The sequence below is a fragment of the Thalassobacterium maritimum genome, from assembly GCF_031127805.1.
In the GTDB taxonomy this organism is placed as follows: Bacteria; Verrucomicrobiota; Verrucomicrobiia; order Opitutales; family Coraliomargaritaceae; genus Thalassobacterium; species Thalassobacterium maritimum.
Genome location: NZ_JARXHW010000050.1, coordinates 1 through 16,072, shown reverse-complemented (window position 1 = coordinate 16,072; position 16,072 = coordinate 1). Strand labels below are relative to the sequence as shown.

The window sequence follows — 16,072 nt, the reverse complement described above, 5'->3', positions numbered from 1 at the left end:
TGTCCGTCGTCGTCTGCGGCCGGATCGACGAACGGACGCCTCGGCGAGGCGTCCTGCCCCGTTCCCGTCAATTTATCGCACCGTTTTCCCGTCGACCCAAGAGCCGCTGATCAAGGTGGCTCTTGGGTAGGGGGGCACGCCGCTTTCGCCGCTGTGAATCATACTGATGACCATGTCGATGGCGGCCTCGCCGCAGACATCGTTGTGCTGATTCATGCCAGCCCATTGGGGCGCGGCTGCGCGGTGCTCTAATTGAATCAGTCCGACTTGCTCAGGTATAGAGTAGCCGAGCGCTTCCATCCAGTCATACACTTGATTGTAAAGGGTGAAGATGACGTCAGGCTTTTCCCGTGTGAACCATTCTTGGAATAGCGAGAGGTTTTCTTTGGCCTCGACCACTCGATTGAATGGTATGAGTCGCTGTTGGGGAGGCAGGGCAGTTTGACCGATCTGGTAGCCTGCTGTAAAACGACCTTCGACCAGTTGATCGATTTTTTGATCTAAGACTAGGCCTGGACGTTGGTAACCGCGGGCCAAGGCATTTTCGAAAGCGCGTAATGCGATGATGTGATGGTCTGTGCATGCGAAGGAGAGTGCGGGTTTGCGCGTGCGCACACCTGTGACTACGCAAGGGTAGTTTTCCCAGATTTCGTTAAATGCTTCTGGCAAACGATTGCTGTGCATCAGGCCGACGATGACTACGCCACGAATGCCGCGTGCTTTCAGGATCTGGTGTAGTCGCCGTCCGTTTAGGTCGGGGTCGTGTAGCCAGAAGTTATCCAAGCTGTAGCCCATGAGTTTCGCGCGTCGTTGGCAGCCTTCTACGTAGGTGGGGATGGTTGGATGTCGGCTGAAGGCCTGTTTGTCCTGGTTCGCATTGAGCAGCGCCAGAGAGGCTTTGAGCCCAGTGTTGCTGCCGGAACGCAATTCGGCCATTAGGTGCGCTACGGTGGGGTTGCGCTGGTAGCCGAGTTCGTCGGCGATCTGCTTGATGCGCTGTCGTGTGGCCTCCGGGATTTGAGGATCGTTGCGCAATGCCAGCGATACGGTGTTTTTGGAAACTCCGGCTTTTTCGCCGATGGTGGACATGGTGACGCGCTTCATCACACTAGCTATGTGCCTGCTTACATTACTGTCAAGTATTGGGCGGCTTCCTTCTGTGCGGCGAGCCTGTAGTTTTACAGCATGTCTTATACCCTCGGAATCGATTATGGCACCAATTCGGTGCGTGCACTTATTGTCAATTGCCAGACTGGCGAGGAACTTGCCGCTGGGGTAGTGAATTATCCCAGTGGGCAGCAGGGCATTTTATTGGATGCCAAGGACGCGCATGTCGCGCGGCAAAGTCCGGCTGATTATTTGTATGGGCTAGAAGAGTCGGTGCGCATCGCCTTGGCTCAGGCGAATCAGCGCGACGATTTCGACGCCAAAGATGTGATTGGCATTGGCGTGGATAGCACGGGCTCCAGTCCCATACCTGTGGATGCCAGCAATACACCGCTGGCATTGGACGCGGCGTGGAAGGATCACCTCGCTGCGCAGTGCTGGTTATGGAAGGACCACACCAGTCATGCCGAGGCGAAGCGTATTACCGAACTGGCGGCGGCGCATCGTCCGCAATACATCGCGAAGTGCGGAAATATTTATTCCTCCGAGTGGTGGTGGAGTAAGATCTGGCATTGCTTAAACGTGGCTCCCGAGGTCTTCGAGGCCGCTTACAGTTGGGTGGAACTCTGCGATTATGTGCCTTCTGTGCTGGCCGGTGTTAAAGACCCCAAGCAAGTGGTGTGTGGGATCTGCGCGGCGGGGCATAAGGCACTCTACGCGGAAGACTGGGGCGGTTTGCCGGACAAAGAATTTTTGAGTTTGCTCGACCCCAAGCTCGCCGATTTGCGTGACCGTCTTTACACGCAGGCGGTTGATATTTCCCACTCAGCTGGCAAGCTCTGTGCCGAGTGGGCAGAGGCCTTAGGCTTGCCAGCAGGCATCGAGATCGCAGTCGGTGAGTTCGATGTGCACTTCGGCGCGATCGGCTGTGGCGTGACTGAGGGCACCTTAGTCAAAGTGATTGGCACGTCCACCTGTGATTGTGGCGTCGTGTCGGCAGAAAATACCGTAGCCGACATTCCCGGGATTTGTGGCATCGTGAAAGGTGCGATCTTGCCGGGATTCTACGGCATCGAAGCCGGTCAAAGCGCTTGTGGTGATCTCTTTAAATGGTGGGTGGAAACCGCCTGTCAAAACGACGAGTCCATGCACCGCGACTTGACCGAAGCCGTGGCTAGCCAGCGTCCCGGGCAGAGTGGCCTCTTAGCTTTGGATTGGAATAATGGAAACCGCACCGTACTGGTGGACCAACGATTGACCGGACTCATTCTGGGCCAAACCTTGCACACCACACAGGCTGAGATTTACCGCGCCTTGATTGAAGCCACCGCCTTCGGGGCGCGCATGATCATTGAACGCATCGAGGCCTATGGCGTGCCGATCGAGCGCGTTGTTTGTGCCGGGGGCATCGCCGAGAAGAATGCGATGCTGATGCAGATTTATGCAGACGTGACTGGGCGTGAAATGCGCGTGTCCGGCTCCTCACAAGCCTGTGCCTTGGGTTCCGCTGTTGGAGCCGCCGTACTGGCAGGCGCACACCCTGACTTTAGCAGCGCGCAGGCCGCGATGACCTCACTTAAGGACATCGTCTATCGCCCTGATCCAGCGGCGCATGCCACCTACAATCAACTCTTTAAATTGTATCAGGAAATTCATGACGCCTTCGGTGGCGTCAACAGCAATGCCGACCTGGGGCAGGTGATGAAGCAACTGCTCAATATTAAGGAAAGCATTTAATCAGACCACTGAGTCGTGGCCTAGCCACTGCGGTCTTCACAAGTGAAGCCCCTACAACTCCCTTTAAAATTTAACTTTAAAAAAAATATGACACAACAAATCTGGTTCATTACTGGTAGCCAACATCTCTATGGCCCCGAAACTTTAAAACAAGTCGCTGCGAATGCAGAGACGATTGCACGTGCGCTGAATGCGGATGCGAGCATCCCGGTTGAAATTGTATTCAAGCCGATCGTGACCACGCCGGACGAGATTCGTGCCGCGTGCACGGCTGCGAGTGGGGATACGAATTGCATCGGACTCATTACCTGGATGCACACTTTCTCGCCGGCGAAGATGTGGATCAATGGCTTGTCCAATTTAACTAAACCGATCTGCCATCTACATACACAGTTCAATCGCGACATCCCTTGGGACACGATCGATATGGACTTTATGAACTTGAATCAGTCCGCGCATGGTGGTCGCGAGTATGGGCATATTTTGACTCGTATGCGTATCCAACGTAAAGTCGTGGTCGGCCACTGGGAGGATCCCGCAGTTCGCACACAGTTGGCCGACTGGAGTGCCGTCGCTTTGGGCTGGCACGAAATGCAACATCTCAAGGTAGTGCGCTTTGGCGATAACATGCGTTTCGTATCGGTCACCGACGGTGATAAAGTGGAAGCTGAACGCGTCTTTGGCATGTCCGTCAATACCCATGGCGTGGGAGATCTAGTCGCTGTGATCAACGAGGCCAGCGATGCACAAATCGATGCTTTGTGTGAAGTGTATGCCGAAGAATATGAGCTCGCGCCCGAGCTCGCAAAGGGCGCCGCACGTCACGATTCCCTGCGCGAGGCGGCGCGCATCGAGATTGGCCTACGTCGCTTCTTAGAGGAGGGCGGTTATGGCGCCTATACGAACACTTTCGAAGACCTGCATGGCATGGAGCAACTGCCCGGCCTGCCAACACAGCGCTTGATGGCCGAAGGCTACGGCTTCGGTGCCGAGGGGGACTGGAAGCATGCGGCGCTGGTGCGTGTGCTCAAGGTCATGAGCCAGGGCAAGAGCGGGGGCACTTCCTTTATGGAGGACTACACCTATCATTTCGATCCCGCAGGTGCGCGTTGCCTTGGTTCGCATATGTTAGAGATTTGCCCCAGTATTGCGGCGTCCAAGCCGCGTTGTGAAATTCACGAGCTGGGCATCGGTGGCAAGGCTGACCCTGTGCGCCTAGTGTTTAACGGCGCCGAAGGACAGGCCATCAACGCATCCCTGGTGGATCTCGGCAATCGCTTCCGTTTTCTTGTCAACGAAGTCGAGAGCGTGGCTATCGAGCAAGATATGCCCAAGCTGCCCGTCGCGCGCGTGCTGTGGGATGCCAAGCCCGACTTGCAGACCGCAGCCGAAGCATGGATTCAAGCGGGCGGGGCGCACCATACCGCGTTTAGCTTCGATGTCAGTGCCGATCAAATTGAGATGCTCTCCGAGATGGCGGGCGTGGAATGTGTGTTCATCGATGAAAAAACCGAGATGCGCGCCTTCAAACAAGAGCTGCGCCTCGGCGAAATGTATCACGGAATCCGCGGACTTTAAAACGCGCAATTGAAAATAAGTTATGAATTATAAGGACATCCGTGAAGAATGCTGTGAGGCCAATATCGCCTTGCCGCGCACCGGTTTGGTTGACCTCACCTTTGGTAATGTAAGCGTGCTCGATGCCGCAGCCGGGGTATTTGCAATCAAGCCGAGCGGGGTGGATTATGCCGCGCTCAAGCCAGAAGACATGGTGATCGTCGATCTCGAAGGTCAGACCGTCGCAGGCGAGCTACGCTTTTCCTCCGACACACCGACCCATCGCTGTTTGTTTCTCGCATTTGCCGAGCATGGCGTGCGCAGCATTGTGCACACGCACTCGCGCAAGGCAGTGGCCTTTGCGCAGGCGGCGATAGAGATTCCATGCCTCGGCACGACGCATTGCGATTACTTCAACGGTCCCGTGCCCGTGACTCGTGCCATGACCGCAGCCGAGGTGCAGGGAGCATACGAGTGGGAAACCGGAAATGTGATTGTTGAGCGTTTTGCAGAGCTCAACCCCATGGAGATTGCAGCGGTGTTGGTGCGCAATCATGGTCCTTTCGCGTGGGGCGTGAGTGGCGCCAAAGCCGTCGAGACCGCGCAAGCCTTAGAGATCGTGGCCGACATGGCCTTGCATAGTTTAAGTCTCAATCCAACTGTCTGTCCCGCGCCGAACCATTTGCGTGAGAAGCATTTCTTCCGCAAGCACGGAGCTGGAGCGTATTACGGCCAGAAGTAGCTCCAGCAAATGCATGACCTCAATCGTAATGGCTCCGTGGAGATTCGATGATACACGTTGGATGGCGCGAGCGATTTCATTGCCTACGCCAAATGCGTGACGGACGGAGTCGCCGGCATCGCCTTTGCAGATGGCGTAGTCAAGTTCCCGCAGTCGACCGCTGCCTAGGATTTGTGTTTCTTCTTGTTACGTAGGCTTGCATACGCCTGTGCTTTGTTCTAATTGCGAGTATGCGTATTCTGTTTCTTTCTTCTTTGTTTTCTGTGCTATTGGCGCTGACAGCTCATGCGGCTGAGGTACAAGGGCGCGTGCTTGCTGTTTTACCGGATCTGCGCTCTTTGGAAGTGGAGTTGACTCAATCGGGCGACGGGGAGCTTGTTGCGGGGGCAACTCAGACTTTTCGCGTGGGTGCCGGGGATCTGGCGATTGGGTATCAAGGACGTCTGATCAAGGGCAATGTAGCTTATTATGGCAAGCGCTGGCACTTGGAGCAGGTATTTCCGCTCGATGGTCAGGGCGCGAAGGCCGCGGCTGATGTGAATCAGCAATTGCACCAAACCACAGCTAGTATGAGTCGACGTAAGTTTGTGAAGCAGGGCGATTACATCCCGAATTTCGCGATGATTGATCAGCACGGTGACTTTGTGCAGGCGCGCCAGTTGCAGGGGAAACCCTTTGTGCTGAATTTCATTTTCACGCGTTGCACGGTGCCGACGATGTGTCCGGCTTCAAGCACGCGTATGTCTACGCTGCAGGATGCAGCTCGCGAAGCGGGGCTGGATGATTTGCAATTTGTAACCATTACCTTTGATCCGGCATTTGATTCGCCGGGGATTTTGAAGCAATATGCGGAAGGCTACGGCATGGAGCCCGAGAATTTTCATTTGTTGACGGGCGAGCCTTCGGTTGTGGACGATTTGTTACGTCAGTTTGGCATTTTGACTATGGATGAGGACGGCACTATTAACCACACCATGGCCACCTTACTGGTGGATGCGAATGGACGCGTGGCTTATCGCAAAGAGGGCGCAACGTGGACGCCGCAAGAGTTTCTCCAGGCTGCCAAGAAACTCTAGTGCCTGCTCCGCTGAGTGGTGCGAAATGATTGCCTGACTCCCAGTGGGCTACAGGAGAAATACAGCTTGAGTTTATAAGTAATTTTCCTGCATATATATCCGTATATGGCTCAGATAGATGTTTTCTTTGATGCGTTGCTCGAATTTAAAGGCTCCGATTTACACCTGACTACAGGTAATCCGCCTTTAATTCGTATCAATGGAGAGTTGGAGTCGTTGGATTATCCGCCCTTGGTGGATTCTGAGCTCACTGAAATGCTGTATGAGATTTGCCCTGGCGATAAGATTGCCGAGTTTCAAGAGTGTGGAGATATTGATTTTGCACTTGGTTTCGGGGATAAGGCACGCTTTCGGGCGAATTATTTTCAACAAAGTAAAGGGATCGCCAGTGTCTTTCGCACGATTCCAGCTAAGATTTTAACAGCAGAGGACCTAGGCTTGCCGGCGATTTGCCGTAAATTTGCAGGCTTGAAAAAGGGCTTGGTTGTAGTTACAGGACCGACGGGGTGCGGCAAGTCGACGACTTTAGCGGCGATCATCGATCAAGCCAATCGGACGCGCTCGGACCATATTTTAACGATCGAGGACCCGATTGAATTTGTTCACAAAAGTAAGAAAGCTCTGGTCAATCACCGTGAGGTGGGCGGGCATACAAAGTCTTTTGCGAGTGCCTTGCGGGGAGCTTTGCGGGAGGACCCCGATGTGATTCTAGTGGGGGAGATGCGTGATCTAGAAACGATCTCCTTGGCACTTGAAGCGGCGGACACGGGGCACTTAGTCTTTGGCACTTTACACACGCCGAGTGCGGCCAAGACGGTGGATCGTATTATTGACGTCTTTCCTGGAGCACAGCAGCACCAGATTAGAGCCACATTGGCGGAGGCTTTGGTGGGAGTGGTTTCGCAAAACTTGTTTAAGCGAGTGGACGAACCAGGACGGGTGGCTGCATTTGAAGTTCTAGTGGTGGATACGCCGATTACTAATTTAATCCGCGAGGGGAAGACTTTTCAAATTCCTTCGATGATCGAGATTGGGCGCAAGAAGGGAAATCGTCCACTCGATGACTCTATCATGGAGCACCTTATGGCGCAGCGAATTAGTGGTGAAGAGGCCTATGAGAAATGCATCAATAAGGAGATTTTTCGTCCCTTCCTTGAGCGTGTGCCAGAGCCATGGGAAGAGTAGCGATGAATGCATTACAGCGATACGATGCCAGTTTGCTTGAGAATTATAGCAGCCTGATCGGAATCGACGAAGCGGGGCGCGGCTGTTTAGCTGGGCCTGTTTCGGCTGGAGCTTGTTATGTGCCGCGCGCACTTTTTGAATCGCCTGAAGCGCTGGAGCAGAGCGCGTTAATTAACGATTCAAAGCAACTTACAGCAGAAGCTCGCGAGGCACAATACGAGGTCTTACAATCCTTACAGGCGCGTGATTTGATTGATTTCGCTGTGGCTTTTGCTTCGGTGGAGGAGATTGCAGAATTGAACATTCTCGGTGCGACGCGCCTAGCCATGCAGCGTGCTGTAGATCAGTTAGCGAAGCGAGCGAGTGCTTGGAGCTTACCGCATACAGCCGCGGAGGACCCGCTCTTTCGAAGTGCATCTGATGTGAAATTACTGGCCGATGGTCGAGCCTTGAAGCCTTTCCCATACGCGCATGAAGGTGTGGTCAAGGGCGATGGGAAGTCACTTGCAATCGCGATGGCCAGTATCGCTGCTAAAGTTTTGCGCGACCGTGAGATGCGCCTGCTGGCGCAAACATATCCGGCCTACGGCTTTGAGCAGCATAAGGGCTATGGTACGGCTGCGCACCGAGCGGCTCTTAAGGCGCACGGGGCGACCCCGGTTCATCGGGCACTGTTTTTACGCAAAGTCCTAGGCTAGTTAATTGGCTTGTTGGGCTTCGGAGTCGATTGATGTATTTCCTATCTTCGAATCAGTTGGAGTGTAGTTTGCTATTGTGCTGTTATGCGTAAGGCGCATGCCTTTTATTCGTTTTGTCATCATGTATTTATTTAAATTAGTCATCAGTCTCTTGTTTTGTGTGTTGTCCTTGGTCGGCTGTGCGCCGCAGACAGAGCAGGCTGCTACGGATTTGCAGGTCTGGGTGAGCCTCTTGCCTCAGCAGTCAATTGTGCAGTCGATCGTTGCTGAGCGTGGACTGGTTGAGGTGATGGTTCGGCCTGGTCAGAGCCCTGAAACCTATTCGCCCAGTGTGCCGCAGATGGCGTCGCTGGCAAAAGCTGATGTTTATTTCGGAATTGGTATGCCTTTGGAGCGTGTGATTTTGGCCAAGATGGAGCGCTCGATGCCGCAACTGCGCTTTGTGCAGACCGCAGATTTAAACGAAGATGAGCATGAACATGTGCATGGCCTAGATGAGCACCATGTACACGGGGAGGAAGATCCGCATGTCTGGATGGACCCTCAATGGATGTTAGGCTTTGTGGCGCAGGTGCGCGATACGTTGATCGAGCTGGCGCCTGAGTCGAGCGAGCTATTTACGGCCAATGCAGCCGTGCTGAGTGCAGAGTTGGAGGCGTTGGATGCAAAGATTGCGGCTCAACTGAAGCCTTTTGCGGGACGGTGCTTTTATATCAATCATCCTTCTTTGGGCTATTTTGCTGCGCGCTATGGCTTGGTGCAAAAATCGATCGAGCAGGGGGGCGCTGCGCCTTCCGCGAAGCAGGTCTCAGGCTTGGTTAAGTCGGCTAAAGCAGAGCAGGTGAGGGCGATCTTTACTCAGCCGGAGTTTGGACGTAGCAGCGCTGGAGTGCTGGCGAGTGCTTCGGGCGTGGATTTGGTGGAGGTCGATGTGTTGAGTGCGGAATATTTTAGCAACATGCTAGACATCGCGCAAAGTTTGGAAGATAGCTTTAAATGATGAGTGAGTCGGCGCATAGCGATTGTGGATGTCAGGCGCATTCGGGGGAACCGGTGGTTTGCTTCGATGGCGTCTCGTTTAGCTATGGGCGCACTCCTGTGATTGAGGATGCCGATTTTGATATTTACCAAGGAGAGTCGGTCTGTGTGATTGGTCCTAATGGAGGCGGCAAATCGACCTTGCTCAAGTTGATGTTGGGGCTACTGACACCAGATCAGGGCGAAATTCGTCTTTTCGGGCAAACTACCAAGCTGGGGCGGGCGCGAGTCGGCTATGTGCCGCAGCAGATTGAGTTTGACCCGCTCTTTCCGGTTTCTGCGCTGGATGTCGCGCTGATGGGGCGTCTGAGCAAGAAGAGTTTCGGCTTTGTGAGTCAGGCTGATCGTGCCAGTGCTTACGAGGCGCTGGCTAAGATGGGCCTTGCGGATCAAGCAAAGCAGCCCTTTGCCAGTCTTTCGGGGGGGCAGCGTCAGGCCGTATTGATTGCGCGCGCGCTGGTGGCCGAAAGTGAGTTGCTCTTGTTGGATGAGCCCACCGCACATGTGGATGTGGCGGCTGAAGAGCGCTTGATGAAGAGCTTGAAAGCCCTTGGTGATGAGCTGACGGTGATCACCGTGTCGCATGATTTAGCCTTTGTTTCACGCTCCGTGCCTAAGGTAGTCTGCGTGAATCGCTGCGTTCACTTGCACCCGACCGCTCGTTTGAGCGAAGCACGCATTCGTGAGCTTTACGGACACGAAGTTCGCATGGTACAACACGACCACGAGCATCTCGATAGCCATGGAGGCCACCATCATCATGCTTGAATTTTTTAAAGCACTCTTGGATCCAGATTTAGGCTTTTTGCGTAACGCACTTTTGCTGGGATTGATTGGGAGCATCCCCTTGGGGGCCGTAGGCACATTTGTGGTGGCGCGGCGTATCAGTTATTTGGCGGCCGCGATTGCGCACTCGGTGTTGGGGGGGATTGGTGCCGCACTCTATGCCCGCGAAGTGCTGGGTTGGTCGTGGTTGCATCCGATGCTCGGTGCTTTGCTGGCGGCTTTGACGGCGGCGGGTGTGATTGCCGCGGTCTCGTTGCGAAGCAAGCAGCGGGAAGATGCCATCATCGGTGCGATCTGGGTGACTGGTATGGCGGTCGGTCTACTGTTTATCTCACGTACGCCCGGCTATATCGATCCGATGGCTTATTTGTTTGGAGACATTTTATTGGTGACTCGCTCTGACTTGTGGATCGCCACTGGGGTGGGGGCGCTGATTATTGCAATCCTCTTGCTGTGGCATCGTCAGATTGTGGCGGTCTGTTTCGATGCTGAGTTTGCAGCGATCCGTGGCGTGCAGGCCGATCGAATTTATCTATTGTTACTGCTGTTGACTGCGCTGACGGTTGTGACCCTTGTCTCATTGGTCGGCATAGTGCTGGTGATCGCCTTGCTTACTTTGCCTCCCGCGATCGCATCATTACGAGCACGCAGCCTGGGGCAAATGTTGATTTGTTCGATCGTATTGACTGCCTGCTTCGTCTTGTTTGGCTTAGGTCTCAGTTATTCGCTCGATTTTCCGACGGGCCCGACAATTATTTTACTGGCAGCTCTCGTCTATTTGGTGGCGAATGGCAGTAATCGTTTGTGTGCGAAATAGGCTTGAAACAGCACCGAAATTCGCTGCTCGGATAGCCTCGATTAAGGTATCGCGACGCGAAAGAAGACTTGATCAGGGGCCGTTTCGGAACGGTTTTCTACGTATGAATACTCGTGAAAGTCACGGCTTAGTTCCACCGCGTTTTCCAAATTGAAAGATAATTCGGCGGGTGTGAGCCAGGAATTTGAATCCAGTGAGTCGGTTGCTAAGAATTGTACCGCGCCTGTTGAGACTCCGCTGCGTAGAATCACGTAAACTCTTGGATTGTCTGCATCCAAATCGATGCTTGGTTGCACCTTATGCGTTTCATTAATAAGTGGATGACCGCCCAGCCCAAATTCCAGTTTGTTGATTTGCCCGTCGCCATCGGGGTCGGCCAGTGCGCCCCAGACTGTTGCTTCGAGGCTTGAATCATTCAACTGCTCCGATGTGAAATAAGTGTTTTGCCAGTCTTGGAAACGAACGCCTTGAGTCCCCGCTGGCGCAACACGTAATGCATCGGCTACGACGACGCCCTCCACGTCATCTGCCGATACTGTGACGACTAATTCAGCACCTGCGTCTAAGTCTAGAGTGTCTAAGGCGTTCCAGATCGCACCGTTTAATTGCTGGTTTACTTCATAATTCCAGGTCCTCACTGAATCGCTTACAGAAACCGGCACTTGGCTTGCCCGGTCACTTCCAGCTGTCCAAAGCAAGCTGATTGTATAGGACCCATTTTCTGGAATCGAGTAGGTGTATGTAAATGTTTGTCCTTCGCCTTCGATCGGGGCAGGGGAGGGGTCTGCAATGGCTAAACCGATTGCAGCAGTGTCGAGGTTGTCGGAAGATAGTTGATAGCCTGTTACATTGTCGGAGGCATCGAGCCCCATGTCTGCGAGTGACCAAGTCACTGTGCCGATTGTGCGGTTCAGCAATTGCGCGCCGCCACTGGAGCGATCCCAATTGCGGCCGCTGATTGTGGGGTTTCCGTCAAGCATACTGATATTCATGATTGTGTAGGGGCTGCCTACAGCTTGGTTCGTAGCATCCAAAGCTTGAATGGTCACGTCGTTGGATCCGTTGGCTGTGGGGCTGCCATTGCAATCAAAAATGTAAAAGCGATCCGTCTCGGTGACTACTTGACCAAAGTTCACTGTGAACTGACTGTTTAAGGTGGCGGTATCCAGGTTTTGACTACTTATCGCGATGTTTGCATTTGCTGGGAAGGTTGCGAGCGCTTCGTTTTTTAACAGGTCACTAGAGCTGACCCCAGAGAGAGTTCCAGGAATTAAGGTAGAGTAGGTCTGCGAGCCGAGCGATAGCGCTGTGACGACTCCTATGACATCCTCTTCTGGTTCTGTAGATGTGAAACTTGATAGCGTCTGTGGTCCTGCTGCAGGCGTTGTATTTTGTGCGGATACGTGATAGCCACTCCCATAATGGCCACTTGTTTGACTCTCTGCTGCCCATGCGCCCGTTTTATTTACATTGCTTGTGTCCAAGTCATCGACCACCCACACGCTTTCGTCTGCAGAGACTTCCATGACACGAGCATCATCGAGTAATTCAAGGCGCTCGCGGGCGGCATCGCCTTCGGGATCACCCATAGGCACCACGACCTCTGTGGGTAGATTGCGACTATCGCGCAAGACGCCGTCATTATTTAAGCGCCATTCGCCATCAAAGATAGTGCGCTTGCCATCGATGCCGCCGTGGGTGACCGAGCGAGTGAGCCCTGGACGGCCTTCCAGTTGTGGGCGTATACTGCGCCCGCGAATCGGGTGATCATTTGGCAGGGGCACGCCTGCTAGGCTGCAGACGGTCGGGTAGATATCTGTCATGTCGACTAGGTCGTCGACCACGGTGCCACCGTCAGCGATGGAGTCGGGACCCCATACAATAAATGGCACATGGCAACCGCCGTGGACGGGATTCCATTTGCCATCTGTCACTGTGCCATCGACGGTTTCACGTTTGACGCCATTCTTGAAGCCTGATTCGTGCGATGCTTCGGTGCCGTTGTCGCCCAAGAATAGTATGTAGGTGTTATCCTTGATGCCCAAGCGTTCGACTTCATCGAGAATTTCGCCGACCAATTTGTCTAAGTAGTGAACCATCGAGTAGATATCGCCAGAGCTACCGGCTGCGACATCATCAGGTGTGTCGATGATCGGTGTGTGCGGTAGCATCATATTATGCATAATCAATGCTGGCGGCGCGCCAGGTACCGCCGCGTCTTGTAATTTTTCGAAGACAAAGTCATGAATGATGTCCGGGCCAAAGTCGTTGGCAGTCACCGGAAGAATCGAACCATCGCGGTTTAAGAACGGCTCCCAATAACGCACCGTCTTTACATTGTTTTCGCCGTCCCAGATTTGCCAGACGCACCAGGAATCAAAGCCTGCGGATTGAATATGATCCGGGTGAAATGACAGGGTGGCTAATTGCCATTTGCCAGTGGTACTCGTGGCGTAGCCTTGGTCGCGAAACTGTTGTGCGAAGGTGGCAAATCGGTTGTCAAAGTCTACTTTGACATTGGAGCCCAAATGCACGGGCAGCACCGAGGTGTAACCATGCTCATCCGCATATAGGCTGGTGTGCAGTGTCATGCGAGCGGGGGTGCACACAGGGCTGGTATACATGCGGCTAAAGCGCACACCTTCGTCGGCCATTTGGTCGAGGCGAGGCGTCTCAAAATCAAGGCCACCATAGGCACCGACAGTTTCATAGCCGAGGTCATCTGCCATGATAATGACAATGTTCGGGCGAGTCTCTTCTGCCTGAAGTGAGCTGGTTCCCGTCAAGGAGCATAAGGTAAACGCGGCCAGGCTAGCCGCTGCAGTCAATAAATATTGTTTCATCTATGTATGGATAATGGGGTGAGTTCACAAGTGTAGCAGATTTGAAAGTGTCGCGTGAGTCATCTACCGACACTTTTAGCGTCACTTGCTGACTTTTAGTGAAATCGATGTGAAAAGAGTGGGGCGTGAGAATGCTTGGTATGAGATGTCTGCAATGCGTGGGATATTCTGCCCCTAGAGCGCCTCGAACTGCTGAGCGCGCTCAGGAAGACGGTGGAGGTGTTGATGGGGTAGCTTGGTAACTTCTTGGTTGATCGTGGGTTTTGGCGGTTTTTGTGTAGATGTCAGCAATTGACACCATCCGTATCAGCAGTGAACTACCACAGACCTCTGAAATTTGATATAGTTGTGTCCGATTCTACTGATTCAGAATCTTATTGATAACAACATATCCAAACTAAACCCAATAAATACATTATGAAATCATTCCCCTCACTTCTTGCTGCATCTTCAGCTGTGCTATTGAGCACTGCAGCGCATGCGACCACTCTTGCTTTTTGGGACGTTTGGGCAGACGACACTGATTCTAGTATTGCCGCAGACTTCACTTTTGGAGCCTTCGAGGCTTCGATTAGTTACGATGAATCTCGTATCAATACTGGCTTTGGTTCCAATGATACCACCTTCGGCACGCTTGCTGGTCCGGCCTCCACTGCTGGCGGTGCTCTTTTGGTTCGAGGACTCGCAGGTTACACTGTGGAGCTAAATTTGACCAACAATACAACGTCCGCTTACCAGATTGATACGCTGAACTTTGACTTTTCTGCTAGGAGTGGTGGCGATGGGACCAGCTTCACTGGATTCGACATCGTCTATACTTCTGGCAGCTTGGGCGCGACAGAAACACTTGTGGGATCGGCTACGGGGGTTCCGGTCGGAGGCAATCTTGTAGATTCCTCTGATTTTGACTTCGATCTCTCTACCAACCTCGCGGATACGATTCTTGGAGTTGGAGAATCTGCTTTGTTTACAGTCACTTTCAGAGACAATATTCATGCTTACAGCGATAGTGGTAATAACGTCTCCGCCATATTCGATAACGTTGCGTTCACTGGAACATCTGTAGTCCCCGAGCCATCTTCTTTCGCACTGTTGTCTGGCTGTCTCGCTTTGGGTGCGGTGATGATTCGTCGCCGTCGCTAGTCGACGCGACTCAATTACTTTATTTTACGAGATCCCGTTGTTTCAATTTTGAAGCAGCGGGATTTTTTTTTATAGCTATGCTCTTTCGGAAATAATATATAAATCGGAGCTGCGCAGTTGCTTCGGTTTTTGTTGGATCAGCTAAAATTCACAGCGAAAGTCAGCAGCTGACACTAAAACTGTCAGCATGAGATTAACGCGTAATGAGTCAATATGATATAATGTTGAGTCAATTTCATCTCATTTCCCAATGAACAACTATTCTATTTTTATTACTTTGTGCGTTTTGCTATTTGTTCCGACTGCACATGCTAGTGGCCTGTTGGTTTCCTGGGATGATTGGGAGGGCGTGGTATCTCCGTCACAGATCGACGCTGACTTTGCGGAGGTCGGCTTGAGTGCTTCGATTCTTTACGCCAGCAATCGAGTAAATGCTAGCTATGGCTCAAACGATGGAAGTTTTGGCAATCTGCTTGGAGCAAGCCCTGCAGCGGGAGGCTTGTTGGTGCGGGCTCTAAATTCGGGAAAGAGCCCCGGCGGCCCAGATTTGGCTGTAAGGCTTAAGAATGAGAGCTCATTTGCGTATCGAATCGATAGTCTACATTTCGATTTTTCGGCTAGAAGTCGTCCGAAGAAAAATGCAGAACACGGGTTTACGGGTTTTGACATTGTCTATAGCTCTGGGGACCTCGGGGATGCCGGAACATTGATCGGCACGGCTGCGGACTTAGTTTTACACGACGGCGGCAAGACTTACGACTATCCTGATTTCGACATCATTCTGTCAGAACAGTTAAGGGATACCATTCTCGAAGTGGGTCAATCTGCCGTGTTTTTAATTAGCTTTAATGGAGAGTCCGAAGCCGACGTCTCTAGTGGAATTGACAATGTCGCCTTTAAGGGCAGCAAAGTAGACATACCTGAGCCATCGAGTTGCGTGATGCTTGCGAGTCTTTGGGGCTTCGCTTGTGCAGCCCGTCGTCGGGCAACTTAGTCGCATCTGAGGCGACTCGGATGAGGGACTTGTGGGGTGCTATCAAACTTCTCTGGAATCGTTATCGGAGGCAGGGCGTCCCGCCCTGCGCTGGTCGTTGCGGAGACACTCCGCGGGCGGGACGCCCACGCTCCGAGAGTTGACTTCATCGGCTTGAACGCCGGTGCATCTAGGTGACTCGAATGAGGGATTTGCGGGTTGCTTCAAACTTCTCTGGAATCGTTATCGGAGGCAGGGCGTCTCGCCCTGCGCTAGTCGTTGGCGGAGACACTCCGCGGGCGGGACGCCCGCGCTCCGAGAGTCGTCTTCATTGGCTTGACCGTCGGTGCATCTAGGTGACTCGAATGAG

General features: G+C 53.0%; 13 protein-coding genes. 11 read left to right on the top strand and 2 right to left on the bottom strand.

Going from position 1 to position 16,072, the window contains the following annotated elements; translation table 11 throughout:
• Window positions 1-72: 72 nt before the first annotated feature.
• Window positions 73-1,089, bottom strand: coding sequence for a LacI family DNA-binding transcriptional regulator (locus tag QEH52_RS16185; protein WP_308951849.1), 1,017 nt, complete (start codon window positions 1,087-1,089; stop codon window positions 73-75).
• 96 nt (window positions 1,090-1,185) lie between these two features.
• Here QEH52_RS16185 and QEH52_RS16180 point away from each other — a divergent pair, with 96 nt between their 5' ends.
• The 9 genes from QEH52_RS16180 to QEH52_RS16140 all read left to right on the top strand — a co-directional run bounded on the left by QEH52_RS16180 (window position 1,186) and on the right by QEH52_RS16140 (window position 10,743).
• Window positions 1,186-2,844 carry a ribulokinase gene (locus QEH52_RS16180; RefSeq protein WP_308951848.1) on the top strand — a complete coding sequence of 553 codons (1,659 nt, stop codon included), beginning with the start codon at window positions 1,186-1,188 and terminating at the stop codon, window positions 2,842-2,844.
• Between the two features lie 87 nt (window positions 2,845-2,931).
• The gene (gene araA / locus QEH52_RS16175) at window positions 2,932-4,422 is read left to right on the top strand and encodes an L-arabinose isomerase (RefSeq protein WP_308951847.1); all 1,491 of its coding nucleotides are present in this window, start codon (window positions 2,932-2,934) and stop codon (window positions 4,420-4,422) included.
• 22 nt (window positions 4,423-4,444) lie between these two features.
• A complete protein-coding gene (araD, locus tag QEH52_RS16170) occupies window positions 4,445-5,143 on the top strand; it encodes an L-ribulose-5-phosphate 4-epimerase AraD (RefSeq protein ID WP_308951846.1) in 699 nt (232 codons plus the stop codon).
• Window positions 5,144-5,373: 230 nt separating this feature from the next.
• A complete protein-coding gene (locus QEH52_RS16165; RefSeq protein WP_308951844.1) occupies window positions 5,374-6,219 on the top strand; it encodes an SCO family protein in 846 nt (281 codons plus the stop codon).
• A gap of 105 nt (window positions 6,220-6,324) precedes the next feature.
• Window positions 6,325-7,404, top strand: coding sequence for a type IV pilus twitching motility protein PilT (locus QEH52_RS16160; protein WP_308951843.1), 1,080 nt, complete (start codon window positions 6,325-6,327; stop codon window positions 7,402-7,404).
• A gap of 2 nt (window positions 7,405-7,406) precedes the next feature.
• On the top strand, window positions 7,407-8,102 hold the full coding sequence (locus QEH52_RS16155; protein WP_308951841.1) for a ribonuclease HII: 696 nt from the start codon (window positions 7,407-7,409) through the stop codon (window positions 8,100-8,102).
• A 97-nt stretch (window positions 8,103-8,199) separates the two neighbouring features.
• Window positions 8,200-9,102 carry a metal ABC transporter solute-binding protein, Zn/Mn family gene (locus QEH52_RS16150; RefSeq protein ID WP_308951840.1) on the top strand — a complete coding sequence of 301 codons (903 nt, stop codon included), beginning with the start codon at window positions 8,200-8,202 and terminating at the stop codon, window positions 9,100-9,102.
• Window positions 9,099-9,908, top strand: a complete 810-nt coding sequence (locus tag QEH52_RS16145) for a metal ABC transporter ATP-binding protein (RefSeq protein ID WP_308951837.1) — start codon at window positions 9,099-9,101, stop codon at window positions 9,906-9,908. Before QEH52_RS16150 ends, QEH52_RS16145 begins: the two co-directional genes overlap by 4 nt.
• Window positions 9,883-10,743, top strand: coding sequence for a metal ABC transporter permease (locus QEH52_RS16140; protein ID WP_308951835.1), 861 nt, complete (start codon window positions 9,883-9,885; stop codon window positions 10,741-10,743). Before QEH52_RS16145 ends, QEH52_RS16140 begins: the two co-directional genes overlap by 26 nt.
• A gap of 41 nt (window positions 10,744-10,784) precedes the next feature.
• On the opposite strand, the gene QEH52_RS16135 is transcribed toward QEH52_RS16140, so the two are convergent.
• Complete coding sequence (locus tag QEH52_RS16135; RefSeq protein ID WP_308951833.1) at window positions 10,785-13,586, bottom strand: sulfatase-like hydrolase/transferase; 2,802 nt, start codon at window positions 13,584-13,586, stop codon at window positions 10,785-10,787.
• 417 nt (window positions 13,587-14,003) lie between these two features.
• On the opposite strand from QEH52_RS16135, the gene QEH52_RS16130 reads away from it, so the two are divergent.
• On the top strand, window positions 14,004-14,729 hold the full coding sequence (locus tag QEH52_RS16130; protein WP_308951832.1) for a PEP-CTERM sorting domain-containing protein: 726 nt from the start codon (window positions 14,004-14,006) through the stop codon (window positions 14,727-14,729).
• Between the two features lie 250 nt (window positions 14,730-14,979).
• The gene (locus tag QEH52_RS16125; RefSeq protein ID WP_308951831.1) at window positions 14,980-15,723 is read left to right on the top strand and encodes a hypothetical protein; all 744 of its coding nucleotides are present in this window, start codon (window positions 14,980-14,982) and stop codon (window positions 15,721-15,723) included.
• The last annotated feature ends 349 nt before the right edge of the window (window positions 15,724-16,072 follow it).

What these genes read in the sequence shown, in the direction of transcription:
- QEH52_RS16185 (WP_308951849.1), bottom strand. Translation starts at nt 1,089, where the DNA reads ATGTCCACCATCGGCGAAAAAGCCGGAGTTTCCAAAAACACCGTATCG.
- QEH52_RS16180 (WP_308951848.1), top strand. Translation starts at nt 1,186, where the DNA reads ATGTCTTATACCCTCGGAATCGATTATGGCACCAATTCGGTGCGTGCA.
- araA (WP_308951847.1), top strand. Translation starts at nt 2,932, where the DNA reads ATGACACAACAAATCTGGTTCATTACTGGTAGCCAACATCTCTATGGC.
- araD (WP_308951846.1), top strand. Translation starts at nt 4,445, where the DNA reads ATGAATTATAAGGACATCCGTGAAGAATGCTGTGAGGCCAATATCGCC.
- QEH52_RS16165 (WP_308951844.1), top strand. Translation starts at nt 5,374, where the DNA reads ATGCGTATTCTGTTTCTTTCTTCTTTGTTTTCTGTGCTATTGGCGCTG.
- QEH52_RS16160 (WP_308951843.1), top strand. Translation starts at nt 6,325, where the DNA reads ATGGCTCAGATAGATGTTTTCTTTGATGCGTTGCTCGAATTTAAAGGC.
- QEH52_RS16155 (WP_308951841.1), top strand. Translation starts at nt 7,407, where the DNA reads ATGAATGCATTACAGCGATACGATGCCAGTTTGCTTGAGAATTATAGC.
- QEH52_RS16150 (WP_308951840.1), top strand. Translation starts at nt 8,200, where the DNA reads ATGCCTTTTATTCGTTTTGTCATCATGTATTTATTTAAATTAGTCATC.
- QEH52_RS16145 (WP_308951837.1), top strand. Translation starts at nt 9,099, where the DNA reads ATGATGAGTGAGTCGGCGCATAGCGATTGTGGATGTCAGGCGCATTCG.
- QEH52_RS16140 (WP_308951835.1), top strand. Translation starts at nt 9,883, where the DNA reads ATGGAGGCCACCATCATCATGCTTGAATTTTTTAAAGCACTCTTGGAT.
- QEH52_RS16135 (WP_308951833.1), bottom strand. Translation starts at nt 13,586, where the DNA reads ATGAAACAATATTTATTGACTGCAGCGGCTAGCCTGGCCGCGTTTACC.
- QEH52_RS16130 (WP_308951832.1), top strand. Translation starts at nt 14,004, where the DNA reads ATGAAATCATTCCCCTCACTTCTTGCTGCATCTTCAGCTGTGCTATTG.
- QEH52_RS16125 (WP_308951831.1), top strand. Translation starts at nt 14,980, where the DNA reads ATGAACAACTATTCTATTTTTATTACTTTGTGCGTTTTGCTATTTGTT.